At 65.7% G+C, this 21,707-nt stretch carries 25 protein-coding genes; 8 read left to right on the top strand and 17 right to left on the bottom strand.

Annotated elements, in window-relative coordinates:
• Window positions 1-89 precede the first annotated feature (89 nt).
• The 3 genes from ACSH0F_RS02435 to ACSH0F_RS02425 form a co-directional block, all read right to left on the bottom strand.
• Window positions 90-1,250, bottom strand: a complete 1,161-nt coding sequence (locus tag ACSH0F_RS02435) for an acyl-CoA dehydrogenase family protein (protein ID WP_435200531.1) — start codon at window positions 1,248-1,250, stop codon at window positions 90-92.
• A gap of 26 nt (window positions 1,251-1,276) precedes the next feature.
• A complete protein-coding gene (locus ACSH0F_RS02430) occupies window positions 1,277-1,492 on the bottom strand; it encodes a hypothetical protein (protein ID WP_278329173.1) in 216 nt (71 codons plus the stop codon).
• A gap of 95 nt (window positions 1,493-1,587) precedes the next feature.
• Window positions 1,588-1,893: a hypothetical protein gene (locus ACSH0F_RS02425; RefSeq protein ID WP_435199549.1), complete on the bottom strand. Its 306-nt coding sequence runs from the start codon at window positions 1,891-1,893 to the stop codon at window positions 1,588-1,590.
• Window positions 1,894-2,017: 124 nt separating this feature from the next.
• Between ACSH0F_RS02425 and recQ the strand changes: the two genes are divergently transcribed.
• From recQ to asd, 7 genes are all read left to right on the top strand, one after another.
• The gene (recQ, locus tag ACSH0F_RS02420; protein WP_435199547.1) at window positions 2,018-3,802 is read left to right on the top strand and encodes a DNA helicase RecQ; all 1,785 of its coding nucleotides are present in this window, start codon (window positions 2,018-2,020) and stop codon (window positions 3,800-3,802) included.
• 78 nt (window positions 3,803-3,880) lie between these two features.
• Entirely contained in the window at window positions 3,881-4,771 is an 891-nt protein-coding gene (locus tag ACSH0F_RS02415; RefSeq protein WP_435200529.1) for an SPFH domain-containing protein, read from the top strand.
• A 22-nt stretch (window positions 4,772-4,793) separates the two neighbouring features.
• Window positions 4,794-4,985, top strand: a complete 192-nt coding sequence (locus tag ACSH0F_RS02410) for a toxin-antitoxin system HicB family antitoxin (protein ID WP_435199545.1) — start codon at window positions 4,794-4,796, stop codon at window positions 4,983-4,985.
• Complete coding sequence (locus tag ACSH0F_RS02405) at window positions 4,978-5,250, top strand: hypothetical protein (RefSeq protein WP_435199543.1); 273 nt, start codon at window positions 4,978-4,980, stop codon at window positions 5,248-5,250. Before ACSH0F_RS02410 ends, ACSH0F_RS02405 begins: the two co-directional genes overlap by 8 nt.
• A gap of 60 nt (window positions 5,251-5,310) precedes the next feature.
• Window positions 5,311-6,297: a right-handed parallel beta-helix repeat-containing protein gene (locus tag ACSH0F_RS02400; protein WP_435199541.1), complete on the top strand. Its 987-nt coding sequence runs from the start codon at window positions 5,311-5,313 to the stop codon at window positions 6,295-6,297.
• A gap of 63 nt (window positions 6,298-6,360) precedes the next feature.
• Window positions 6,361-6,624: a DksA/TraR family C4-type zinc finger protein gene (locus tag ACSH0F_RS02395; protein WP_435199539.1), complete on the top strand. Its 264-nt coding sequence runs from the start codon at window positions 6,361-6,363 to the stop codon at window positions 6,622-6,624.
• Between the two features lie 26 nt (window positions 6,625-6,650).
• Window positions 6,651-7,511: an archaetidylserine decarboxylase gene (gene asd, locus ACSH0F_RS02390; protein ID WP_435199537.1), complete on the top strand. Its 861-nt coding sequence runs from the start codon at window positions 6,651-6,653 to the stop codon at window positions 7,509-7,511.
• On the opposite strand, the gene ACSH0F_RS02385 is transcribed toward asd, so the two are convergent.
• The 8 genes from ACSH0F_RS02385 to pabB all read right to left on the bottom strand — a co-directional run bounded on the left by ACSH0F_RS02385 (window position 7,490) and on the right by pabB (window position 14,196).
• Window positions 7,490-7,990 carry a GNAT family N-acetyltransferase gene (locus ACSH0F_RS02385; RefSeq protein WP_435199535.1) on the bottom strand — a complete coding sequence of 167 codons (501 nt, stop codon included), beginning with the start codon at window positions 7,988-7,990 and terminating at the stop codon, window positions 7,490-7,492. The two genes, asd and ACSH0F_RS02385, sit on opposite strands and share 22 nt — an antisense overlap.
• On the bottom strand, window positions 7,987-9,048 hold the full coding sequence (gene ribA, locus ACSH0F_RS02380; RefSeq protein ID WP_435200527.1) for a GTP cyclohydrolase II: 1,062 nt from the start codon (window positions 9,046-9,048) through the stop codon (window positions 7,987-7,989). Before ribA ends, ACSH0F_RS02385 begins: the two co-directional genes overlap by 4 nt.
• The gene (gene xth, locus ACSH0F_RS02375) at window positions 9,045-9,836 is read right to left on the bottom strand and encodes an exodeoxyribonuclease III (RefSeq protein WP_435199533.1); all 792 of its coding nucleotides are present in this window, start codon (window positions 9,834-9,836) and stop codon (window positions 9,045-9,047) included. The genes ribA and xth overlap by 4 nt, the downstream gene beginning before the upstream one ends.
• Window positions 9,837-10,307: 471 nt before the next feature.
• Window positions 10,308-10,967: a LolA family protein gene (locus ACSH0F_RS02370; RefSeq protein WP_435199531.1), complete on the bottom strand. Its 660-nt coding sequence runs from the start codon at window positions 10,965-10,967 to the stop codon at window positions 10,308-10,310.
• A gap of 82 nt (window positions 10,968-11,049) precedes the next feature.
• Entirely contained in the window at window positions 11,050-11,217 is a 168-nt protein-coding gene (gene rpmG / locus ACSH0F_RS02365) for a 50S ribosomal protein L33 (protein ID WP_050601641.1), read from the bottom strand.
• A 117-nt stretch (window positions 11,218-11,334) separates the two neighbouring features.
• Entirely contained in the window at window positions 11,335-11,739 is a 405-nt protein-coding gene (gene arfB / locus ACSH0F_RS02360) for an alternative ribosome rescue aminoacyl-tRNA hydrolase ArfB (protein WP_435199528.1), read from the bottom strand.
• The gene (locus tag ACSH0F_RS02355) at window positions 11,732-12,388 is read right to left on the bottom strand and encodes an RluA family pseudouridine synthase (protein ID WP_435199526.1); all 657 of its coding nucleotides are present in this window, start codon (window positions 12,386-12,388) and stop codon (window positions 11,732-11,734) included. Before ACSH0F_RS02355 ends, arfB begins: the two co-directional genes overlap by 8 nt.
• Window positions 12,385-14,196, bottom strand: coding sequence for an aminodeoxychorismate synthase component I (gene pabB / locus ACSH0F_RS02350; RefSeq protein ID WP_435200525.1), 1,812 nt, complete (start codon window positions 14,194-14,196; stop codon window positions 12,385-12,387). The genes ACSH0F_RS02355 and pabB overlap by 4 nt, the downstream gene beginning before the upstream one ends.
• 109 nt (window positions 14,197-14,305) lie before the next feature.
• Between pabB and ACSH0F_RS02345 the strand changes: the two genes are divergently transcribed.
• Complete coding sequence (locus ACSH0F_RS02345; RefSeq protein WP_435199524.1) at window positions 14,306-15,832, top strand: helicase HerA-like domain-containing protein; 1,527 nt, start codon at window positions 14,306-14,308, stop codon at window positions 15,830-15,832.
• A 29-nt stretch (window positions 15,833-15,861) separates the two neighbouring features.
• Here ACSH0F_RS02345 and ACSH0F_RS02340 read toward each other — a convergent pair whose 3' ends face one another.
• From ACSH0F_RS02340 to ACSH0F_RS02315, 6 genes are all read right to left on the bottom strand, one after another.
• The gene (locus ACSH0F_RS02340; RefSeq protein ID WP_435199522.1) at window positions 15,862-17,268 is read right to left on the bottom strand and encodes an ATP-binding protein; all 1,407 of its coding nucleotides are present in this window, start codon (window positions 17,266-17,268) and stop codon (window positions 15,862-15,864) included.
• Window positions 17,265-17,999: a response regulator gene (locus ACSH0F_RS02335; protein ID WP_435199520.1), complete on the bottom strand. Its 735-nt coding sequence runs from the start codon at window positions 17,997-17,999 to the stop codon at window positions 17,265-17,267. Before ACSH0F_RS02335 ends, ACSH0F_RS02340 begins: the two co-directional genes overlap by 4 nt.
• Window positions 18,000-18,062: 63 nt before the next feature.
• Window positions 18,063-18,749 carry a hypothetical protein gene (locus tag ACSH0F_RS02330; RefSeq protein ID WP_435199518.1) on the bottom strand — a complete coding sequence of 229 codons (687 nt, stop codon included), beginning with the start codon at window positions 18,747-18,749 and terminating at the stop codon, window positions 18,063-18,065.
• 200 nt (window positions 18,750-18,949) lie between these two features.
• Window positions 18,950-19,354: a cupin domain-containing protein gene (locus ACSH0F_RS02325; RefSeq protein ID WP_435199516.1), complete on the bottom strand. Its 405-nt coding sequence runs from the start codon at window positions 19,352-19,354 to the stop codon at window positions 18,950-18,952.
• Window positions 19,351-19,746: a VOC family protein gene (locus ACSH0F_RS02320; protein ID WP_435199514.1), complete on the bottom strand. Its 396-nt coding sequence runs from the start codon at window positions 19,744-19,746 to the stop codon at window positions 19,351-19,353. The genes ACSH0F_RS02325 and ACSH0F_RS02320 overlap by 4 nt, the downstream gene beginning before the upstream one ends.
• A 72-nt stretch (window positions 19,747-19,818) precedes the next feature.
• Window positions 19,819-21,621, bottom strand: a complete 1,803-nt coding sequence (locus tag ACSH0F_RS02315) for an aminopeptidase P family protein (protein ID WP_435199513.1) — start codon at window positions 21,619-21,621, stop codon at window positions 19,819-19,821.
• Window positions 21,622-21,707: the final 86 nt, after the last annotated feature.

The following is a 21,707-nucleotide window of genomic DNA, read 5'->3' as shown; positions in this document are numbered from 1 at the left end:
CCGGGTGGGGGAGCGGGACGGAACAGCAAGGACCGGACGGATGTCCGGTCCGCTCGCAAAAAAGACTCGGGAGCAGGCTCAACATCAATTCACATCCCCTTCGCGAAATCCCGCATCATGTGCTTGGCGATCTGGAGCTGGAGGATCTGCGTCGTGCCCTCATAGATGCGGTAGATGCGCGCGTCGCGGAAGAAGCGCTCGGCATCGTATTCGGCGAGGTAGCCCGCGCCGCCATAAACCTGCACCACCCGGTCGACCACCCGGCCGCACATCTCGCTGGCGAAGACCTTGAAAGCGGCGGCGTGCTTCACCGTGTTCTCGCCCCGATCGACGCGCGCGGTCACATCCGCCATCATCGCTTCGGCGGCGTAGATCTCGGTCCAGCTTTCGGAGAGCATCTGCTGGATCAGCTGGAAATTCGCGATCGGCTCGCCGAAAGCCTTGCGTTCGTTTGCATAACGCACCGCGCTGTCGAGAGCGCGCCGGGCATAACCGGTGCTCGCCGCGCCGACCGAAATGCGCCCGTTGTCGAGGCTCATCATGGCGAAGCGGAAGCCTTGGCCAGTCTCCCCGCCAAGCAGGGCGTCGCCCGGCACATGAACATCGTCAAGCATGATGTCGGCGATATGGCTGCCGGCCTGGCCCATCTTCTTGTCCGGGCTGCCGACCGACACGCCGGGCGCATCCATCGGCACGATGAAGGCGCTGACGTGAGCGTTCTTGGGCTGCGCGTCCTTTTCGGTGCGCGCCATGATCAGGCCGACATCGGCGTAGGGCGCGTTGGTGATGTAGCGTTTGGTGCCGTTGAGGATCCAGCCGTTGCCGTCGGGATCGGGTTTGGCGAAGGTCGCCATGGCCGCGCTGTCGGACCCGCTGCCGGGCTCGGTAAGGCCGAAGCAGGCGATCGCGCCCTCGGCGATCTTCGGCCACCATTCGGCTTTCTGCGCATCCGTACCGCCGTTCTTGATCGCCGAATTGAACATGCCGACATTGATCGAGAAGATGCTGCGGAATGCCGGGGCGGCATAGGCCATGGTCTGCACGACCTTGGCATATTGCGTGACGTTGAGGCCTGCGCCGCCATAATCTTCCGGCACGGTCAGGCCGAACAGCCCCATGTCCTTCATCTCGTCGATGATTTGCGGTGGAAGCGCATCGTTTTCGATGACGTCTTTCTCTGCCGGGATCAGCCGTTCGCGCACATAGCGGTCGAGCTGTTCGAGGAACTGGTCGAAGGTGTCCGGGTCCATGCCAGGATTGTCGGCTGCTGCTACGGTCACTGGGTCGGGGTCTCCTGCGGTGTATCTGTCATGTCGGCTTCGCCCTCCTCGCCCAGTGCGTCGGGCGGCAGGCGGCGCTCGTCGATCATCGAGGCCGCATCGTCGAGCGCTTCGGCCTCGCTGGCCGATATTGCCCGCACGTCCTGCGGCTCGTCGCCAGAGCAAGCGATGAGGGCGGCGGTGCTGCAAAGCGCGAGGGCGAGTCGGATCATACCGCAGCTTTAGCTGCTCGGGGGCGACATGCGAAGAACGTTACGTAACTCCGGCCTGGCGGGGGTACGGCGTGCCACACCCCCGCGCCGAAAGCTCAATTTTCGAAGTCGTCTTCGCTCATCGCATCCATGGCGGCTTCGGCGGTGGCAGCGGCATTGTCGCCCGCTTCCTGCACCGATGCGGCTTCCGCTTCGGCGGCGGCACCATCGCCGGCGGTGGTGACGGGGTCGGCTTCCATGGCTGCCGGGTCTTCCACCGGCTCTTCATCGACGTCCTGCAGCGCCTCTTCGGCGGGGATTTCGACCGTGTCGGCTTCGGCTTCGGTCGATGCATCTTCGGAACTGCCGCAGGCGGCCAGGGCGAAAGTGGCGGTCGCAGCCAGGGCGATACGCAGGTTCATGGTGGTTTCTCCTCTAAGAAGCATTGGATGTCGCAGGGTGTTAAGCGCGACTCCCGCATATGGAGCAAGGGGAAAATGCCCGCGCGCCGGTTGCGCCTTAGGCCGCAGGCGGCAATCAGGGGATATGGTCGAAACCGCCATTCCCCTGCTCGACTCCGCGCGCGAGCGATTGAAAGCTGTTTTCGGCTTCGACGGTTTTCGCGGGCGACAGGCGGAAGTGGTCGAGCGCGTACTCTCCGGCCAGTCCACACTGGCCGTGATGCCGACCGGGGCGGGCAAATCGCTCACCTACCAGCTGCCCGCGATAATGCTGGACGGTACCTGCGTGGTCATCAGCCCGCTAATCGCGCTGATGCACGACCAGCTGCGCAGCGCGCGCGCCAACGGGATTCGCGCGGCCACGCTGACCAGCGCCGATGCCGACTGGCGCGAAACGCAGGATGCCTATCGCGCCGGTGAGCTCGACTTGCTTTATGTCGCGCCCGAACGGGCCAGCCAGCCAGCCTTTCGCGAGTTCCTGGGCGCCGCACCGCTCGCGCTGTTCGCCGTGGACGAGGCGCATTGCGTTTCCGAGTGGGGGCACGATTTCCGCCCGGACTATCGCATGCTGCGCGGAATGATGGATGCCTTTGCGGACGTTCCGCGCCTTGCGCTGACCGCGACTGCCGACAGCCAGACCCGCCGCGACGTAATGGCGCAGCTGGGCATTCCCGAAGACGGGCTCGTGCTGGCGGGTTTCGACCGGCCGAACATCCGCTACGCCATACGCCTTCGCGACAATCCGGTGCGCCAGCTCGCCACGCTGATGGCCGAGCAGCCGGGACCGGGCATCGTCTATGCGCCGACCCGCCGCAAGGTGGAGGATCTCGCCGAGAAGCTGGGCGCGGCAACGGGCAGGCCGGTGCTGCCGTACCACGCCGGGCTCGACCCGCAGACCCGCGCCGCCAACCAGGCCGCCTTCGTCGCGAGCGAGGACATGGTCATCGTCGCGACCGTCGCCTTCGGCATGGGGATCGACAAGCCCGACGTGCGCTTCGTTGCCCATGTCGGCGTGCCCAAGTCGATCGAAGGCTATTACCAGGAGACGGGCCGCGCCGGGCGGGACGGCGATCCGGCCCTCGCGACCATGTTCTGGGGCGCAGGCGATTTCGCCGCTGCGCGCCAGCGGCTGGCCGAGGTCGACGAGGCGCGGCGCGGGGCGGAGATCGCGCGGCTCAACGCGCTCGCCGGACTGGTCGAGACCGCCGAGTGCCGCCGCGCCGTCCTGCTGCGGCACTTCGGCGAGGACCCGCCGGCCGAATGCGGCAATTGCGACAACTGCCTCGAGAAACCCGGCGTCACCGATGTGACCGAGCTGGCGCGCAAGCTGCTCTCCGCAGTCTACCGCACGGGGCAGAGCTTCGGCATGGGGCATCTGCAAAAGGTCCTCACTGGCAGCGAGGACGAGCGGGTGCGCCAGCGCGGGCACGACCGGCTCAGCGTGTTCGGCATCGTGGAAGGCGAGGATGCGCGCCTGCTCCAGCCGGTGGCGCGGGCCTTGCAGGCGCGCGGCGATCTCGTCGCGACCGAGCATGGCGGGCTCGCACTCGGCGGATCGGCGCGCGCGATCCTGAAGGGGGAGAGCGAGGTCGAGATCGTCGTCCCGCCGAAACGCAGCAAGCGGCGGCGCAGCGACAGCACGCCCAACCCGGTCGGCGATCCGCTGTTCGATGCCCTGCGCGAACTGCGCCGCGAGCTGGCGATCGAGGGACAGGTCCCGCCCTATGTGATCTTCCACGACGCCACCTTGCGCGAAATGGCCGCGCAGCGTCCGGCTTCGCTCGCCGCGCTGGGCCAGCTGCCGGGTGTCGGGGCGAAGAAGCTCGGGGCCTATGGAGAGCAGTTCCTGCGCACCATCGCTCGCCATTGACGAGCCAATGCTGGCGATATAAAGATGATATCATAATTATATCGGAGGTGAATCGTCGTGACATTGGAACTCAGGGGAATGAAGACGAGCCGCGAGAATGCGGCGACGTCTTACAATGGCTATATAATGCTGATCGTGCTGGCGGCCTTGCTGGCCTTTGCGGCTATTGCGCTGCCGGGCATGGCGCCGCCGTCGGGTGCGGAGAAAGCGGCCAAGCTGATGTTCGTAGGCACGCTGGTGGTGACGGTGCTGGCGCTGTGCATCGTCGCGGCAGGCTTCTTCATGATCCAGCCCAACCAGGCGGCGGTAATCACGTTGTTCGGCGAATATCGCGGCAGCGAGCGGACCGAGGGACTGCGCTGGGTCTGGCCGTGGATGATGCGCAACAAGATTTCCGCCCGCGCGCACAATATCCATTCGGAGCGCGTGAAGATCAACGATCTGCGCGGCAACCCGATCGAAATCGCCTGCAACGTCGTTTGGCGCGTGCAGGATACGGCGCAGGCCAGCTTCGATGTCGACGACTACAAGGAATTTGTGAACATCCAGATAGAGGCGGGGCTACGTACCGTCGGTTCACGCCACCCCTATGACGATTTCGAGGACGAGGAAGTGACGCTGCGCGGCAGCGCCGATGTCGTAAATCAGGAGCTGCTCGAAGAACTGAACGACCGGCTGAAGGTCGGCGGCGTGGTGGTGGACGAGGCGGGCCTGACCCATCTCGCCTATGCCAGCGAAATCGCCAGCGCCATGCTCAAGCGCCAGCAGGCCGATGCGATCATCGCCGCACGCAAGAAGATCGTGCTCGGCGCGGTCGGCATGGTCGAGGATGCGCTGGTCAAGCTGAGCCAGGACAATATCGTCGACATGGACGACGAACGGCGCGCGACCATGGTGTCCAACCTGATGGTCGTCTTGTGCGGCGAGAAAGATGTCGCGCCGGTCGTGAACGCCGGCTCGCTCTACTAGGCGGCTTGGCAGAGCGCGTCCGATGGCGAAAAAGGCCTTTGCCCTGCGGCTCGACCCGGCGGTTCACGCCGCGGTCGAGCGACTGGCCGCGGACGAGTTGCGCAGCGCCAACGCCCAAATCGAAATGCTGCTGCGCGAAGCGCTCGACCGGCGCGGCATCGCGGTTGGCAAGACCAAGCCCGCCCGCCGGGGAAGGCCACCGAAGGATGACTGATCCGCCCATAAAGCATGATGACGCGTGGTTTTTGCCGAAGGCGTTCGGCTATGGGGCGGGCTGGCCGATCAAATGGCAGGGCTGGGCGCTGGTCATCGGTTATCTTGTCATAGTGGCAGCATGCGAGCGCTTGCTCGACTGGGACACGATCGTCGGTGCAGGAACCGCCTTCGCCATTATCGTCCCCGCGACCTCTGCCCTGATCCTCATCGCAAAGGCCAAAACCCGCGGAGAGTGGCGCTGGCGATGGGGCAGTACCGACTAACCCGGTCCGGCCTACGAAAAGCTTATCACCCCGTTAACCGTTGCGTGCTAGGCATATGGCATGACGACTCCGCACCCACCCGCTTCGGACCGCTCGCCTGGCTGGCTGCTGGCCGGTGTGGCGGGCTTCGCGCTTGCGGTGATCCCGCTCGCTGCCGTGATGGCGCAGGAACCGGCGCCCAGACCCTTCACGGTCCAGGAAACGGGCCAGGGCTTCGTGACCCTGCAACAGGCGGTCGATGCCATCGGGGACGGCGAGGGGGCCATCCGGATTGCGCCCGGCAACTGGCGGCAATGCGCCGTGCAGAGCGCGGGATACATTACCTACACCGGCGAAGTGCCGGGACAGTCGCTGCTCGGCGGAACGGCCTGCGAGGGCAAGGCGCTGCTCGTGCTGCGCGGACGCGGTGCGCGGGTCGAAGGGCTGGTGCTGGCCGACGTCAGCGTCGGCGATGGCAATGGCGCTGGCATCCGGCTGGAAAAAGGCCCGCTGCATGTCTCGCAGACCTGGTTTCGCGACAGCCAGCAGGGCATCCTCACCGTCAATGGTGTCGATAGCGAGATGGTGATCGACAAGTCGACCTTCACCCGGCTCGGCACTTGCGAACACTCGGCAGGCTGCGCGCATTCGATTTATGCCGGCGACTACGGCAGCGTCACGGTCACTCGCTCGCGTTTCGAACAGGGGCGCGGCGGCCATTACTACAAGTCGCGCGCCGGGCGGAACGTGGTGGTCGACAACAGCTTCGACGATTCCAAGGGCCGCGCCACCAATTACATGATCGACCTGCCCAATGGCGGCAGTGGCGAAATCCGCGACAACTGGTTCGTGCAGGGCGCGGACAAGGAAAACTGGTCCGCGCTGATCGCCGTGGGGGCCGAAGGCGCGCAATACAGCGCAGACGGGCTGGTGATCGAGGGCAACAATGCCCGCCTTGCGCCGGGTCTCGGTCGCAATCCCGCCTTCGTCGCCGATTGGACGGGCCACGATATCCTTATCCGTGGCAATACGCTGGGCACCGGCCTTAAACGCTACGAGCGCCGCTGAGCCCTCTCCACTGGCGAAACCTTGGGCGGCCCGATCCGTTGGGCCGGTGAAGGAGATTGTCGCATGGCAGGCGGATGGGCGCGCGATGGCGCGGTTCAGGATCAGATCGACGACACGGTCAGCGACGCGGTCAGCGCCGCCCGCTCGCGCATGCCGAAGGGCGAGAGCGCCGAATATTGCGACGAATGCGGGGAAGGCATCCCTGAAAAGCGCCGTGCGGCCCTGCCGGGCGTGCGCACTTGTGTGGAATGCCAGTCCCGCCGCGACGGCGCGCTGCGCCAATCGGGCATCAATCGCCGCGGCAGCAAGGATAGCCAGTTGCGCTGATCTGCGCGGCGCGCCAAGGCTTCCCCATGTCGTCCCCTTTCATTCTCCTCCAGCATGCCTTGCCGCATCATGCCGTATCGCGCCTTGCGGGCAAGTTCGCATCGAGCGAGACGCCGTGGCTGAAGGACCGGCTGATCCGCCGTTTCATAGCCACCTACGATATCGACATGTCGCAGGCTGCGCGCAGCATCGAGCAGTTCGCCAGCTTCAACGACTTCTTCACTCGCGAGCTGAAGCCAGGTGCGCGGCCGTTGGCCGATGCGTACGAGTTCGTCCTTTCGCCCGCCGATGGCGCGATCAGCCAGATCGGCACGATCGAGCGCGGCGAGATATTCCAGGCCAAGGGGCGCGCCTTCACGGCGAGCCAATTGCTGGGCGGCGATACCGCGGCGGCCGAACGCTTCGAAGGCGGCAGCTTCGCGACGATCTATCTCAGCCCGCGCGATTATCACCGCGTCCACATGCCCGCCGCCGGCGCGTTGCAATCGACCACCTATGTGCCGGGCGATCTGTTCAGCGTGAACCAGGTTACGGCGGAGAACGTCGATGGCCTGTTCGCGCGCAACGAGCGCTTGGCCTGCTTGTTCGACGGAGCGGTCGGGCGCTTTGCCAGCGTGATGGTCGGCGCGATGATCGTCGCCGGGATCGAGACCGTCTGGTCGGGCCGGGTCGAGGCGCATGCGCCGAAGCTGGTGCATGAGGACTTTGCATTGCGAGATGTGTCGCTGAAGGCGGGCGCGGAAATGGGCCGTTTCTTTCTCGGCTCGACCGTCGTGCTGCTGTTCGAACCGGGCCGTGTCGAATGGCTCGACGGTTTCGAGGCCGGAAGCACCGTCCGCATGGGCGAGGCGCTGGGGCGCAGAGTTCAGCCGAAGGCGGGCGCGTAGCTTACACTGCCGTTCGGCGCATCGCCCTCGAGGACGAGGCGCTGAAAATACTCGGCCGGCGGCCCAGGATATCGTAGCTCCGGATCATGCTCGAAGCCGAAGCGAGCATAGTATGCCGGATCGCCTAGCAGGACGATGCCGCGTGCGCCCATGGCGCGGATGTCGGCAATAGCGCGCTTTATCAGGCGAAAGCCAATCCCTTCGCCCCGGCATTCGGGCAGTACGCTGATCGGGCCGAGACCGTACCAGTCGCGGGAGCCGTCGGTGATGGTCACAGGCGAAAGAGCGACGTGGCCGACAAGACGCTCGGCGGTCTCGGCGACTAGCGACACGGCAAGGTCGCCATCGCGGCGCAGCGCATCGACGATTCCCGGCTCGGAGCCATCGGAGTGGGCCGCATCGCGAAAGGCGGCTTCAGTCAGGTCGTGGATCGACTCGACGTCGCTTGCCTGCTCGGGCCGGATGGTGATCGCGCTCATGGCAGCAGATGCCCCGCGCGGTCGCGCTTGGTGGCGAGATAGTGCGCATTATGCGGATTGTCGGGCAGGCTATGGGGGACGCGTTCGTTCACCGTCACTCCTTCGCGTTCCAGGGATTCGACCTTGGCCGGATTGTTGGTCATCAGCCGGATCGTGTCGACCCCCAGCAGGTCGAGCATTCGCGCGGCGGTCGGAAAATCGCGCGCTTCGTCGGGCAGACCGAGCCGTGTGTTCGCATCCACCGTGTCGAAGCCCTGATCCTGCAGGCGATAGGCCCGCAGCTTGTTAACGAGGCCGATGCCGCGCCCCTCCTGCCGCATGTAGAGCAGCACGCCCCATCCGCCGGCTTCTGCCTCCTTCGCCATCGCACGGAGCGCCGCATCGAGCTGCGGGCCGCAATCGCATTTCAGACTGCCGAGGATATCGCCGGTGAGGCATTCGGAATGCAGGCGGACCAGCGGCGGGCGGTTTGTACTGACGATGCCGATCACCAGCGCCACATGCTCGCGCGTGTCGTCGGGGCTGCGGAAGGCGACGATCTGCGCGTCTTCGGCGGCAGTGACCGGCAACCTGGCGCGAGTCGCGATCTGGAGGCGCGCGGCGTGGGCGAAGTGGGCGACGTCCTCAACCTCGAGCGAAACCGGCTCCGCCGCGCCTCGCGGATCGACGAGGAAGGCAGGCAGCACCCCAGCCATGCGCGCCAGTTCCAGTGCCGCGCGTGCTTGCTCTTCCCAAGCCAACGGCAGTGCCTTGAACGGCCCTTTGAGCGGTTGCTGCAAATCTAGCGCGGGGTCGGCCACCGCCAAGGCTGCGCCGAGATCGAACGTCTCGGCAGCGCGCATCAACACCGGCTGGCGCGGCACCGCGGCCTCGATCTGGTTCGCCAGCTTGAGCGTTGCGGCGCGGGTTGCCGATAGCAACATCGCTTCGCCGGTGACATCGCCGAACGCGGTTTCGACCGGTTGCAGCACCGGTGCCCCGGCAATCGCCAGCGGCCAACCGTGCCGCAGCGCATCGACCGCCTGCGCCGCGCGGCGGGAGGCGCTGGCTTCGCTCAGAGGGTGAACTCCGTCACCAGCGGCACATGATCCGATGGCTTTTCCCAATCGCGCGCATATTCGTGCACCGAATGGCCGGTCGCCTGTTTCGCCAGCTCGGGGCTCGCCCACATATGATCGAGCCGCCGCCCGCGATCGTTGGCCTTCCAGTCCTTCGCGCGATAGCTCCACCAGCTGTAATAGCGCTCGGGCGCCTTGATGTGCTCGCGCCCGATATCGGCCCATCCATGCGCGTCCATGAAGCGCTGTAGGCTGTCGACCTCGACGGGCGTATGGCTGACGACTTTGAGCAGCTGCTTGTGGTTCCAGACATCGCTTTCCAGCGGCGCGATGTTGAAATCTCCGACGATCAGCGTGGGGCGATCGACTGCATCGGCCCAGCGCGTCATGCGCTCGAGAAAATCGAGCTTCTGGCCGAACTTCACGTTCACCTCGCGGTCGGGCTCGTCTCCGCCGGCGGGGACATAGACGTTCTCGACGATCATGCCCTGATGGTCGGTAAGCTCCACACCGACGTGGCGCGCCTCGCCATTGTCCTGCCAGTCGTGGCGCGAGAATTCCTTCAGCGGCGTCTTCGCGACCGTCGCAACGCCGTGATAGCCCTTCTGCCCGTGAACGGCGAAATGCTCGTAGCCGAGCTCGCGGAACGCGTCATAGGGGAACTGGTGCTCCTGGCACTTGATCTCTTGCAGGCAGAGCACGTCGGGCGCCTGCTCCTTCAGGAAACGCTCGACGATGGGCATGCGGAGGCGGACGGAATTGATGTTCCAGGTAGCGACAGAAACCATGGGGGAGTCCTTATGGCGTCTATGCGGCCAAGGCTAGCGGGAGGTTGTTTGTAGGTGCGGAAAGCGCATCCGCGCTTTCCTTGGCTGTTCCGTCCCGCTCCCCCTCCCGACCACCCACGGGACTTTCCTGTTTGGGTGGTCGGGAGGGGGAGCGGGACGGAACAGCAAGCCTTCGACGGATGTCGAAGGCGCACTAAACAAGGACTCGGTACCGAAGCCATCAATGCCGATGGCTCCCCCCCCCCCCCCCATCAAACACAAAAAACCCCCGCGCCGGGGGCATTGGCACGGGGGTTTCTCTTTTAGCGTTCGTCACGCTTGGAACGAGGCGAACCAGGATGAGGGGGTCAACAGGGGGGAAACCCGCCTCTCGTCGTCTCGCAATTGGAAACTAGGCCTGCAGCGATTGCCCTTCAATGAACGGTGCGACGCGAAATGTCGTAATTATACAACGAGCCGCCGCCGAGCCGTTTATCCCGGGCGACGGGACGAACGGCGCGGATCCTTGAAGGTAAACGCGCTGTCGGCAACCGACACGCCATAACGCTGATTCCGCAAGCGCACGGTGGTCCGATGGTTCTGCGAATCGAGCGCGACCCAGTGGGTCAGCTGCAGTCCACCCGGGGCACTCGAGTCGCGCGCGAAGATCAGCGTGATCACTCCGAATTCGGGGCGCTTGGGATCGCGCACCTGGATGCTGACGACGTCGGGATGCCCCGAATCGATCAGCTTGCCGTATTTCTTCACATCGCGATTGGGATCGAGCAGCGCGCCTAGCGGCGAGTTGCTGATCGGCCAGCGCTGGACCTGGTTGACCTCGTAATCGACGAGATACATCGACTTGCCGTTGGACACGACCAGCATCGGCACGCCCTTGGCGTATTCGAAGCGGATCTTGCCCGGACGCTTCAGCGTCATCACGCCCGAAACCGCCTGCCCGTTGCGGTCGGTCTGGGTGAAATCGGCCTTCATCGTCGTAATGCCGCGCAGCGCGGTCACCGCTCGGTCGAGGTCGTCGGCGGCGGCTTCGACGGGCGCAGGGGCCAGGATGGCGGACGCAGGAAGCACCGCGGCAACCCCGAGGGCAAGCGCGGCGCGGATCGATTTAGTTTTGAAAGACAAGGTGCTCATGCTCCGTGTTCTAGGATCGGAGCATTGAACCATCACTGAACCCGCGCAGTTCCCACCATTCAGGAAAAGGGGGCCCGGAAGATTACTTGATCTTCGCTTCCTTGAACTCGACGTGCTTGCGCGCGACGGGGTCGTACTTGCGGAAGGTGAACTTCTCGGTGTGGTTCCGGGGGTTCTTCTTCGTCACGTAATAGAAACCCGTGTCGGCAGTCGAGACGAGCTTGATCTTGACGGTTGCGGGCTTCGCCATGGCGTGTTCCTAAAGATCCTGTGAGGCCGGTTGATGGCCGAAAAAATAAGGGCGGCGCGTCGAGCACCGCCGTCCGGCGCGCCCTTTGTGTGATTCACGGGGAAAAGTCAAGCGTCCCTACAGCTTCACGGGCCCGCGCTTCGCCTTCACCTCGGCTCGTGCCTTCTTGGCCTTCAGCCGCTTCACCTTGCCGACACGGTTCACGCGGCTCTTCTTGCGCTTCTTCGGCGGCGTCAGCGCCTCGTTCAGCAGCGCGACGAGGCGGTCGCGCGCAGCTTCGCGGTTCTGCTCCTGCGTGCGGTATTCATTGGCGGTAAGGACGATCTCGCCGCCCTTGGTCAGCTTGCTGCCGGTAATATCTTTCAGCCGTTCGAAGGCATCCGGCGGCATGCCGATCTGGAAGACATCCACGCGCAGTTGCACCGAGGTCGCGACCTTGTTGACGTTCTGGCCGCCCGGGCCGGAGGAGGCGATGAATTTCTCCTCCGCAATCTCGAGCGCCCGGTCGGCAATCTTACCCATCGGAATAGCCGAGCGCGGCGAAGTCGCGGGGCAGAGGTGCGCTGGCATCGATCGGCGGTTTGCCGTCGCGCGGTACGGTCAGTGCGGCGGCATGCAGCATGGTCCGCCGTGCGCCCTTGCCACTGCCATAGACCGGATCGCCGAGCAATGGGATGCCGAGACCGGTCAGCGCATGGACGCGGATCTGGTGGGTGCGCCCGGTTTCGGGGCGGAATTCGACCAGCGCGCGACCGTCCTTCACATCGAGCGTGCGCCAATGCGTGATGGAAGGTTTGCCCTTCTTCGCGGCGATCATCCGCCAGCCCTTCTCGGCACTGCTGATCTTGGCGAGTGACAGTTCGATCGTGCCTACCGCTTCCTCCGGCACTCCGTCGAGAATCCCGAGATAGCGCTTTTCCACCAGCCGCTCTTCGAAGGCCCTCGCGAAGCGTTTGAGCGCCTTCGGATTGCGCGCCAGCAGCAAACAGCCGCTCGTATCGGTGTCGAGCCGGTGGACCGGCATGGGCGGCCGCTGGAAGCCGAGCTTCAACTGCTCGTAGTGATCTTCGAGGCTGACGCCGCCCTTCCGCGGACGCTCGATCGGCAGCCCGCCGGGCTTGTCGATCACCAGCGCTTCGCCGTCTTCGAAGAGGATCGGAATGTCGGTCATGTCTTGAGCCTTGCTGCCAGCATCAGGCGCAGGCCGTTGCCGAGATGAAATCCGTTTTCGAGATCCTCGATCCGCAATTCCGCCTCGCGCGCTTCGCCGCTGGCGATCAGTGACTGGCGGAGCACGCCGGGCAGCAGGCCGAGCGAGGCGGGCGGGGTCAGCCACACGCCGGCATCCCCGCGCACGAAGATGTTGGTGATGCTGCCTTCGGTCAGCAGGCCGTCCTCGCGCACGAACAGCGCCTCCTGCGCGCCGCGCTGCCAGGCGACGTTACGCGCGTCGTCGTAGAAGGAGCGGTCGCTGGTCTTGTGGTGCAGGCGCCAGTCGCCCGGATCGACCGGCAGTGGCATCACGATCGCCTCGGCCGGGTCGGGCCACGCTTGCGGCATGTCGAGCGCCTCCAGCGCGATCGCGCCGCTACGCGAGGCGAGCAGGCGCACGCGGCTCGGTTTCTCGATCACGAAGCACAGCGCGTGCAGCTGGTTTCGTGCCTCGTGCCGGTCGAAGGCGAAGCCCAGCTCCGCCGCGCTCGCTTTCATCCGTTCGAGATGCGCCTCCAGCATGGGAATGCCATTGTCTGGCGTGAACCGCATGGTCTCGATCAGGTCGAACTGCGCGGCGCGGTGGTCGGGCGAGCTGGAGCGCGCGAAGGCACCCTTCAGCAGCGCCTCGCGCCATTCGGTGCGCGGTTCGCTATCGGCAACGATCGCGCCGCCCACGCCGAGCACGGCCTTGCCGCGCCAGTTCTCGATCTCGGTCAGGCGCAGCGTGCGGATCGCGACATTGAAGGCTGCATCACCGTCTGCGCCGATCCGGCCTATCGCCCCGCAATAGGGGCCGCGCGGCGCGACCTCCACCTCGTCGATCAGCTCCATCGCGCGGATCTTCGGCGCGCCGGTGATCGAGCCGCAGGGGAACAGGGCGCGCACGAGATCGACCGCGCCTTCGCCTTCCATAAGCTGCGCGCGCACCACGCTGACCATCTGGTGGACCGTAGGGTAGCTTTCGATGGCGAAGGGGTCGTCCACCCGGACGCTGCCCGGTTCGGCCACGCGGCTGAGATCGTTGCGCATCAGATCGACGATCATGAGGTTCTCGGCCTTGTCCTTGACCGATGTCGCCAGCTCCTCGGCCATTGCGCGGTCGGCCGCTGCCTCCGCCATCCGTGGGCGCGTGCCCTTCATCGGCTTCGCCTTCGCCTCGCGCCCCTTCAAGGACACGAACAGTTCCGGGCTGAGGCTGAGCAGCCAGTGCGAGCCATCGAACACCACGCCGCCATAGCCTGCCTGCGCAGCCGGACGCAGCGCGGCGTAGAGGCCCAACGGGTCTCCGGTGAAATTGCCCGCGAGCGGGAACGTGAGGTTCGCCTGGTAGATATCGCCTGCGCGGATCGCTTGCTGCAACGTCTCGAACGCTTGGGCATAGCCGCCGGGCGAGAGCTGCGGCTCGAGCGGCCCAACACTGCCGCCGCACTTGGCATGGCTGGTCAGCCACGCGGGAACGTCGGCAGCGGGAATGCGCGTCGGCGCGTCGAACAGGCCCAGCCACACCAGCGGTCCGGCCCCGCCACTGCGCGCTTCGGCCAGCTTCGCCAGTTTCGGCTCGAGCGCCAGCCCTGCCTCATAGGCGATATAGCCCGCCAACTCGCCGCCATCGCGCCGCGCGGCATCGGCCCGTGCCAGCACCTCTTCCACCTCGTCCGGTCGCCGCGCCACGAACACCTCGCGCGGGTTCTCGAACAACAGGGCATCGGCCGCACCGCTGGTGCGCGCATCGTCAAGCAGGATGAAGGGATGCCGGTCGGTCATCGTGTGACAGCCTTTACCCACTGGCGCCGCGCTGTCGAGGGATAGCTTGACCTCGCGCCGCGCCCTGCGCCACACCGCAGCCCGATCGGATTTCGGGAGCGGACGTTTCATGGGTGACATATTCCTCGGACTGGGCGGCAATGGCGAGAACCAGCATCTGCGCCTCGCGCAGGCCAATCGCCACGGCCTGATCGCCGGGGCGACCGGCACCGGCAAGACGGTGACGCTGCAGGGCCTCGCCGAGAGCTTTTCCGCCAATGGCGTCCCGGTATTCGTGGCCGATGTGAAGGGCGATCTGTCGGGCATCGCGATGGCGGGATCGCCGCAGTTCAAGCATGCCGAAAAGCTGGAGGGACGCGCGAAAGAACTGAGCATGGAAGACTATGCTTATGCCGACAATGCGGCGGTCTTTTGGGACCTCTATGGCGAGAAGGGCTTCCCGATCCGCACGACGATTTCGGAGATGGGCCCGCTTTTGCTCGCCCGCCTGCTCGACTTGAACGACACGCAGGAAGGCGTGCTCAATATCGTGTTCCGCTATGCGGACGAGAACAACCTCCTACTGCTCGACCTCGGCGACCTGCAGGCGATGCTCAGCTTCGCTTACGAGAATGCGAAGGATCTCTCGGGCACCTACGGAAACGTCTCCAAGGCCAGTGTCGGCGCGATCCAGCGCCAGCTACTGAGCTTCGAGAGTCAGGGCGCGGACATGTTCTTCGGAGAGCCGGCGCTGGAGATCGACGATTTCCTCGCCGTGGACGAGCAGGGGCGCGGGATGATCAACATCCTCGCCGCCGACAGACTGATGCGAAGCCCGAAGCTCTATGCGACCTTCCTGCTGTGGCTGCTCGCCGAACTGTTCGAGACGCTGCCCGAGGTAGGCGATCCCGAAAAGCCGAAGCTGGTGTTCTTCTTCGACGAGGCCCACCTGCTGTTCGACGACGCGCCGGAAGCGTTGGAGGACAAGGTGGAGCAGGTCGTCCGCCTGATCCGCTCCAAGGGCGTGGGCGTCTATTTCGTGACGCAGAACCCGATCGATATTCCGGAGAAGATCGCCGGCCAGCTCGGCAATCGCATCCAGCATGCGCTGCGCGCCTTCACCCCGCGCGACCAGCGGGCGATCAAGGCGGCGGCAGAGACCTTCCGGATCAATCTCGAGCTCGATGTCGAGCAGGCCATCACTGAATTGAAGGTGGGCGAGGCGCTGGTTTCGACGCTGGACGAGGATGGCGCACCATCGGTGGTCCAGCGCACGCTGATCAGGCCGCCACACTCGCGCCTCGGCCCGGTCACCGAGAAAGAGCGCAAGATCATCAACTCGGTGAGCGATCTCGACGGTAAGTACGACGAGCCGGTCGATCGCGAGAGCGCGGAGGAAGTGCTTGCCGCGAAGACTGCCGATGCCGCCGAGACGGCGAAGCAGGTCGCGAAAAAGGGGCGCGAAGAGGTCGCCAAGCAGGAGCGCAAGACTCCGTCGATGTGGAGCAAGGCGGGCAAGGCGGCGGCGCGGGCAGCGGCAGGCTCGCTCACCTCGGTCGCGGTGGCGACGGTACTCGGCAAGAAATCGAGCGCAGATCCGGTGCGCACCGGCCTCAACGCTTTCGTGCGCAATATCGTGGGCGGACTGATGCGGTAGGGGGTTCGGTTCGCGCCGGTATCGACCGTTCAAGCAGGAATACGCAATTCCGCGCGCAAGCCGCCTTGCGGGCGGTTCGCCAGCACCAGCCTGCCGCCATGCTGCTCGGCAATGGCCCGGGCGATGGTGAGGCCGAGGCCCGCGCCGCCGGTCGCGCGGTTGCGGCTTGCCTCGCCGCGGGTGAAGGGTTCGAGCATCTCGGCGATGCGGCCTTCCGGGATGCCGGGGCCGCTGTCTTCGATGGCGATGACGGCCTCGCCGCCATCGCGGGCCAGCGCGATTTCGGCCGAGCCACCATAGCGCAACGCGTTGGAGACGAGGTTGCGCACCGCGCGCTTCGCCCAGGTGAGATGCACGGGCGCAGCCACCCGCTCGCCTTCCAGCAGCACGACCGGTTCGCCCATGTCTTCGAATTCCTCCACCACCGATACCAGTAGCGCATAGAGATCAGTGCGTTCCGCAGGACGGTCCGCGCGACCGAGGCGGGCCAGCAGCAGAATTTCGTCGAGCGTGCGGGTAATGTCCTCGATGCTGTCCACCATGCGGGCACGGGCAGTGTCGTCCTCGACGCTCTCGACCCGCACGCGCAGCGCGGCGAGGGGTGTCTTGAGATCGTGCCCAATGGCGCCGAGCATCACGTCCTTCTCGTCCAGCATGGCGCCGATCCGCGCCTGCATGGCATTATGCGCCTCGATCAGATCGCGCACGTCGTCCGGCCCGGTCGGGTGCACCGGCGTTTCGGGATGGCCGATCCCGCCGAAGCGCCGGGTGCTGTCGGCCAGCGCGGCAAGCGGCCGCGTGATCCGCCGCAGCGCGAACCACAGCAGGCCGAACTGCATGATGAACAGGACCACCGTCTGGAAAACGAGCGTGCGCACGATCGAGCGGTCTCGCGGGGGGATCGGCAGGCGCGCGACCTGCCAGGTATCGCTGCCTTGCTGGCGCAGGCCGACGACGAGCATTTCCTGCGGCGCATCGCGCAGACGTGCGGCGACGCGGGGAAAGCGTTCGCGTGCGCTGGCGATCAGCGGGTCGGCCAGTGTCGCGCGGCGGGCGACAACGAGTTGCTCGATAGCGATGCCCTGCGCTTCGAGTACCTCGCGTAAGGCGGTTTCGCGATCGGATAGGCGGATATCGGCTGCGCTTAGCGGGCTCGTTTCGCTTTCCGAATAGCGCAGACGGCGTGGCAGGCGGGGGCCGCGAAATTCTCGCCGTTCGTCGCTGCCGAAACGCGGGCGAACCCCGTCGCGGCGGCCCTCTGCCCGGGCCTGTCCGGTAATCAGCTGGAAGGCGGCGGCATTGGCCAGCGCCAGTTCGCGGCGCTGTTCGGCGGCGCGATACAGCAGCGTGGTCGAGATCGCCTGCGCGACCAGCAGGGCGACCGCCATGGCCAGCATCACCTGGCCGAACAGGCTGCGGGGTAATAGCCTCGTCACCGGCTTTCGCGGCCCGTTCGGGTTACATCGGCAGAGAGGCGATAGCCGCCACCGCGTACGGTCTGGATCAGCTGCGGATTGCGACTGTCGGCCTCGATCTTGCGGCGCAGGCGGCTGACCTGGTTGTCGACCGCGCGGTCGAACAATTGCGCTTCGCGGCCTTGCACCATGTCGAGCAGCCGGTCGCGGTCGAGCACTTGGCAGGGATGGTCGCAAAAGGCGCGCAGCATGCGGAATTCGGCGGTCGAGATGGGCACGGTCGCGCCGTCCGGATCGACCAGCTTGCGCTTGAGTGGGTCGAGCGTCCAGCCATCGAAGCGGTAGACCAGCTGCTCGTCTTGCATGATCGGGGCGCGCTCGGATCGGCGCAGGACCGAACGGATGCGGGCGACCAGTTCGCGCGGTTCGAAGGGCTTGGTGACATAATCGTCCGCGCCGATCTCGAGGCCGACGATGCGGTCGGTCGCCTCGCCGCGCGCGGTCAGCAGGATGACCGGCAGGTCACGCGTCTCGACGAGATGGCGGCAGAGCGACAAGCCGTCCTCGCCCGGCATCATGATGTCGAGCAGGACGAGGTCGGGCGTTGCCTCACCGAGCGTGGTGCGGGCGGCGGCGGCGCTTTCTGCTTCGAGCACGGAAAACCCCTGGCCGGAGAGATATTCCGCCAGGGGTTCCCGCAGTCCCGGCTCGTCGTCGACGAGCAGGAGGGTGGTGGGCGCGGTGTCGGTCATGGTCTGTCCTCGCCGCGCCTACCGGGTAAGTCGGCAAGCGATCAAGCGCTTACTCTACAGCGCTTACTGGGCTTGGCGCGCCGCGCGGCGTTCCTGCCATTTCGCACGACGTTCGGCCTTGGCAGCCTCGCGTTCCTCGACCGTAACCTGGCCATTGCCGTCGGCATCGAGCCGGGCGAAGCGGGCGGCGACCTGCGCGTCGAACTCGGCCTTGCTGATGGCCTGGTCGCCATTGGTGTCCACCTGCGCCATGCGGTTCATGCCGCGTTTGCCGCGCTGACCGCGTTCGCCGCGGGCTTCGTGCATCGCCTGCATCTCGGCCATGGTCAGGCCGCCCGAATTGTCGATGTCGGCCGCAGCGAAGCGTTCCGCCATGCGTTCGGCGCGATTGCCGCCACGGCGGTTCATCCGCTCGCTGCGTTCCACGCCGCGCTCGGCCATGCGCTCGGCCCGCTCGGCGCGGCGAGCCTCATGGGCAGCCTGCATTTCGGCCTGTGTGACTTCGCCGTCATTGTCCGCGTCGATGCGGGCGAAGTGCTCGGCCATCTTGGCCTGGCGATCGGCGGTGTTCAGCACGCCATCGGAATTGCTGTCCATACGGGCGAAACGCTCTGCCGACTTGGCCTGCATTTCGGCAAGGGTGACGACCCCGTCGCCATTGACGTCGGCGCGTTCGCCCTTCTGGGCAAAAGCGACGCCGCCGGTGAGGGCGAGCGCGGCGGCGGAAAGGGAAAGGATGGTCTTGCGCATTGCAAATCTCCGTAAGGGTTCAAATCGGAGAGCTGCGACGGCGGGGGAGGGGGAGGGAGACCGGTTCGTCCGCCGCAGCTCGTGTGCCCTTTCTAGGCCCGCCATGTCGCAGCAATATCCCGGATTGCTGGGGAATTGTATCGGATTGTATCGGCCAGTCGACGTTGTTAATCCACGCGAAAGCGTTGCGTTGGCGGCGGTCAGCGCGGGCGGTGCTGCGTGCCTTCGCCGGCGGTGATGAAGATCGCCGTGGCGCTACCCTCCACATCTGCCGTGTGCCAGACGCCGGGTGCGTTGATCGCGTAGTCGCCCGCTTCCAGCGCGACCTCTTCCTGTCCCCCGTCGGGATATTCCTGCGTCAGCACCATCCGGCCCTCCGTGCAGATCACCACTTCGTCGCCGACGGGGTGCATCTCCCAGCTGTCCCAGTCTTCGGTAAAAGTATATTGGCTGACCAGCCGGCCTTCGCGCCCGTCCGCGCCATGGCGCTGGCCGTAGCCTTCGTACCACTCCATCCCGCCTTCGAAGGGCGGCTGCGGCACGGCCGTCGCGCCGAGGCCGAGATGCACGAAGCTCTCGGCCAGTCGGCGTGGCTCTTTGCTCATTCCGCCTTGTCCATCAGGAAGGCATTGAGCTTGTTGCCGTCCGGATCGCGGAAGTAAGCGGCGTAGAACACCATGCCGTTTGCGTCCGGCTCACCGCGCGGCCCCGGCTCGCCCTCGTCACTGCCGCCATTGGCCAGCGCGAGTTCGTGCAGGCGCTTGACCTGGTCGCGATCCTTGCATTCGAGCGCCACCATCACCCCGTTGCCGACGCTCGGCGCATTGCCGTCGTATGGCTTGGTCGCAGCGATCCCAGGCGCGCCATTCGCATCGCCCCACGCAATGAAGGTCGGGAATTCCATCATCCGCCCGACGCCCATTTCGGCGGCGATCGGGTCGTAGAATCTGGCCGAGCGTTCGAGGTCGTGGCTTCCCAGCGTAACGTAACCGATCATGGCATTTCTCCTCTGTCAGCGACTCGCGACCGCTTTCGATTCGTGGAGAACATTACAAGAACAGGCGAACCCCTACAAGGGCGCACACTGCTCCTTGAGCCAATCGCGGTCCTCTCCTTCCATCTGCGGGCCGAGGATCGCCTCGACCTGTTCGTGATAGCTGTTCCACCAGCCGATCTCGGCCTCGGTAAGCAGGGTCTTGTCTACCAGCGTCCGGTCGAGCGGGACGAAGGTCAGCGTCTCGAAGCCGAGATATTTGCCCTCGCTTGCGATCGGCGCTTCGACCACCAGCACGAGGTTCTCGATCCGGATGCCGTATTCGCCAGGTTTGTAATAGCCGGGCTCGTTGGAGAGGATCATGCCTTCGCTCAGCGGTGTTTCGGTGCCGGGGAAGGCGCCGCCCGGCTTGCTGATCCGCTGCGGCCCTTCGTGGACCGAGAGATAGCTGCCGACGCCGTGGCCGGTGCCGTGGCCGTAATCGACCCCGTTCTGCCACAGATGCATGCGGGCCAGCGCGTCGAGTGCGCCGCCGGTCGTCTGGTCGGGGAAATACTGCATCGCCAGCTGGATGTGGCCCTTCAACACGCGGGTGTTGCGCTCGATCATCTCCGCGCTCGGCTCGCCGGGGCCGATCCACACGGTGCGGGTGATGTCGGTCGTGCCGTCGTCATACTGGCCACCCGAGTCGACGAGGTAGATCGAGGATGGCGGGATCGGGATATTGCTATCCTCGTCCACCTTGTAGTGCGGCAGCGCGGCATGGCCGGCGGCGGCGCTGATCGTGTCGAAGCTCGCATCGCGCAGGATGCCGCAGTCCTCGCGAAATTCGCGCAGCTTGGCGGCGGCGGCAAGTTCGTCCACGCCGCCCTTGGGCGCCTCGATACCGAGCCAGCGCAGGAAGCGGCTGACCGCAACCCCGTCGCGCGCCTGTGCATCGCGATGGCCCTGCTGCTCGGCAGGCGTCTTGATCGCCTTGGGCATGATCGTGGGATCGCCGTCGCGCACGACCTTTGCCCCGCCTGCTTCCAGCGCGTGGAAGATGCCTGCCACCGCGTGGTTCGTATCGACGGCAACAGTCTTGCCCTTGAGGTCCGCCAGCGAAGCTTCGAACTGAGCGCGCGGGCGCACGGTCACGGCATTGCCGAGATGCTGCGCCAGCGCGGGCGTCACCTTTTCCGGCGCGATGAACAACTCCGCCGTGCCATCTGCATGGGCGAGTACGTAGGACAGCGCGACCGGCGTATTATCGACATCTTTGCCGCGCATGTTGAGCAGCCAGGCGACGGAATCGAGCGCAGTGACCACGGTGGCGTCATAGCCTTCGCGCTTCAGCCAGTCGGCGACCTCGGCGCGCTTATCCGCGCTGGAGCGGCCGGCGAGCTTTTCGTCATGCGGCGCGGCCTCGGCAACGGAGGGTTCGGGCTGGTCGTCCCAAATCGCGTCGATCGGATTGCCATCCACCGGCACCAGCTTCAGGCCCTTCTTGGCGAACAGCTTCTCCGCGCTTTCCGCCCATTCGATGCCGTGCAGCCAGGCGTCGTAGCCGATGGTCGCGCCTTCGGGCGCAGTCTCCGCGATCCATTTGGCGGGCGAGGTCGCAGGCACGTCCTCGTAATCGTAGAGCTTGCCGTCCACCTGCTCGCGCACCTGCACGGTGTAGCGGCCGTCGGTGAACATCGCCGCGCGGTCCTTCAGCACCACGGCGCTGCCTGCGCTGCCGCCGAACCCGGTCAGCCATTTGAGGCGCTGGGCATAGCTGCCGACATATTCGCTCATATGCTCGTCGGAGATCGGGATCACGAAGCCGTCGAGGCCGCGTTTGCCAAGTTCCTTGCGCAATCCGTCGAGGCGGGCTTCATATGTCTGCATGAGCATGGGCGGGGTCCTTTGCGTATCGTCGGGCCGGATCGTCGCACCGGCGCTTGCGGCGCGCCCCTACCCATCTTAGGTCGGGCGCGCAG

It is taken from the genome of Qipengyuania sp. 902, from assembly GCF_051195295.1.
Taxonomy (GTDB): Bacteria; Pseudomonadota; Alphaproteobacteria; order Sphingomonadales; family Sphingomonadaceae; genus Qipengyuania.
Note: the sequence above shows the minus strand (reverse complement) of the source record. Positions and strands in the feature narration are given on the sequence as shown.

Excerpts from the sequence above, each read along its gene's own strand:
- ACSH0F_RS02335 (WP_435199520.1), bottom strand. The coding sequence starts at position 17,999 with ATGACCGACACCGCGCCCACCACCCTCCTGCTCGTCGACGACGAGCCG.
- ACSH0F_RS02370 (WP_435199531.1), bottom strand. The coding sequence starts at position 10,967 with ATGAGCACCTTGTCTTTCAAAACTAAATCGATCCGCGCCGCGCTTGCC.
- ACSH0F_RS02345 (WP_435199524.1), top strand. The coding sequence starts at position 14,306 with ATGGGTGACATATTCCTCGGACTGGGCGGCAATGGCGAGAACCAGCAT.
- rpmG (WP_050601641.1), bottom strand. The coding sequence starts at position 11,217 with ATGGCGAAGCCCGCAACCGTCAAGATCAAGCTCGTCTCGACTGCCGAC.
- ACSH0F_RS02325 (WP_435199516.1), bottom strand. The coding sequence starts at position 19,354 with ATGAGCAAAGAGCCACGCCGACTGGCCGAGAGCTTCGTGCATCTCGGC.
- ACSH0F_RS02400 (WP_435199541.1), top strand. The coding sequence starts at position 5,311 with ATGACGACTCCGCACCCACCCGCTTCGGACCGCTCGCCTGGCTGGCTG.
- ACSH0F_RS02330 (WP_435199518.1), bottom strand. The coding sequence starts at position 18,749 with ATGCGCAAGACCATCCTTTCCCTTTCCGCCGCCGCGCTCGCCCTCACC.
- ACSH0F_RS02355 (WP_435199526.1), bottom strand. The coding sequence starts at position 12,388 with ATGACCGACATTCCGATCCTCTTCGAAGACGGCGAAGCGCTGGTGATC.
- ACSH0F_RS02315 (WP_435199513.1), bottom strand. The coding sequence starts at position 21,621 with ATGCTCATGCAGACATATGAAGCCCGCCTCGACGGATTGCGCAAGGAA.
- recQ (WP_435199547.1), top strand. The coding sequence starts at position 2,018 with ATGGTCGAAACCGCCATTCCCCTGCTCGACTCCGCGCGCGAGCGATTG.
- xth (WP_435199533.1), bottom strand. The coding sequence starts at position 9,836 with ATGGTTTCTGTCGCTACCTGGAACATCAATTCCGTCCGCCTCCGCATG.
- ACSH0F_RS02415 (WP_435200529.1), top strand. The coding sequence starts at position 3,881 with ATGAAGACGAGCCGCGAGAATGCGGCGACGTCTTACAATGGCTATATA.
- asd (WP_435199537.1), top strand. The coding sequence starts at position 6,651 with ATGTCGTCCCCTTTCATTCTCCTCCAGCATGCCTTGCCGCATCATGCC.
- ACSH0F_RS02430 (WP_278329173.1), bottom strand. The coding sequence starts at position 1,492 with ATGATCCGACTCGCCCTCGCGCTTTGCAGCACCGCCGCCCTCATCGCT.
- ACSH0F_RS02385 (WP_435199535.1), bottom strand. The coding sequence starts at position 7,990 with ATGAGCGCGATCACCATCCGGCCCGAGCAGGCAAGCGACGTCGAGTCG.
- arfB (WP_435199528.1), bottom strand. The coding sequence starts at position 11,739 with ATGGGTAAGATTGCCGACCGGGCGCTCGAGATTGCGGAGGAGAAATTC.
- ACSH0F_RS02410 (WP_435199545.1), top strand. The coding sequence starts at position 4,794 with ATGGCGAAAAAGGCCTTTGCCCTGCGGCTCGACCCGGCGGTTCACGCC.
- ACSH0F_RS02395 (WP_435199539.1), top strand. The coding sequence starts at position 6,361 with ATGGCAGGCGGATGGGCGCGCGATGGCGCGGTTCAGGATCAGATCGAC.
- ACSH0F_RS02405 (WP_435199543.1), top strand. The coding sequence starts at position 4,978 with ATGACTGATCCGCCCATAAAGCATGATGACGCGTGGTTTTTGCCGAAG.
- ACSH0F_RS02425 (WP_435199549.1), bottom strand. The coding sequence starts at position 1,893 with ATGAACCTGCGTATCGCCCTGGCTGCGACCGCCACTTTCGCCCTGGCC.
- ACSH0F_RS02320 (WP_435199514.1), bottom strand. The coding sequence starts at position 19,746 with ATGATCGGTTACGTTACGCTGGGAAGCCACGACCTCGAACGCTCGGCC.
- pabB (WP_435200525.1), bottom strand. The coding sequence starts at position 14,196 with ATGACCGACCGGCATCCCTTCATCCTGCTTGACGATGCGCGCACCAGC.
- ACSH0F_RS02435 (WP_435200531.1), bottom strand. The coding sequence starts at position 1,250 with ATGGACCCGGACACCTTCGACCAGTTCCTCGAACAGCTCGACCGCTAT.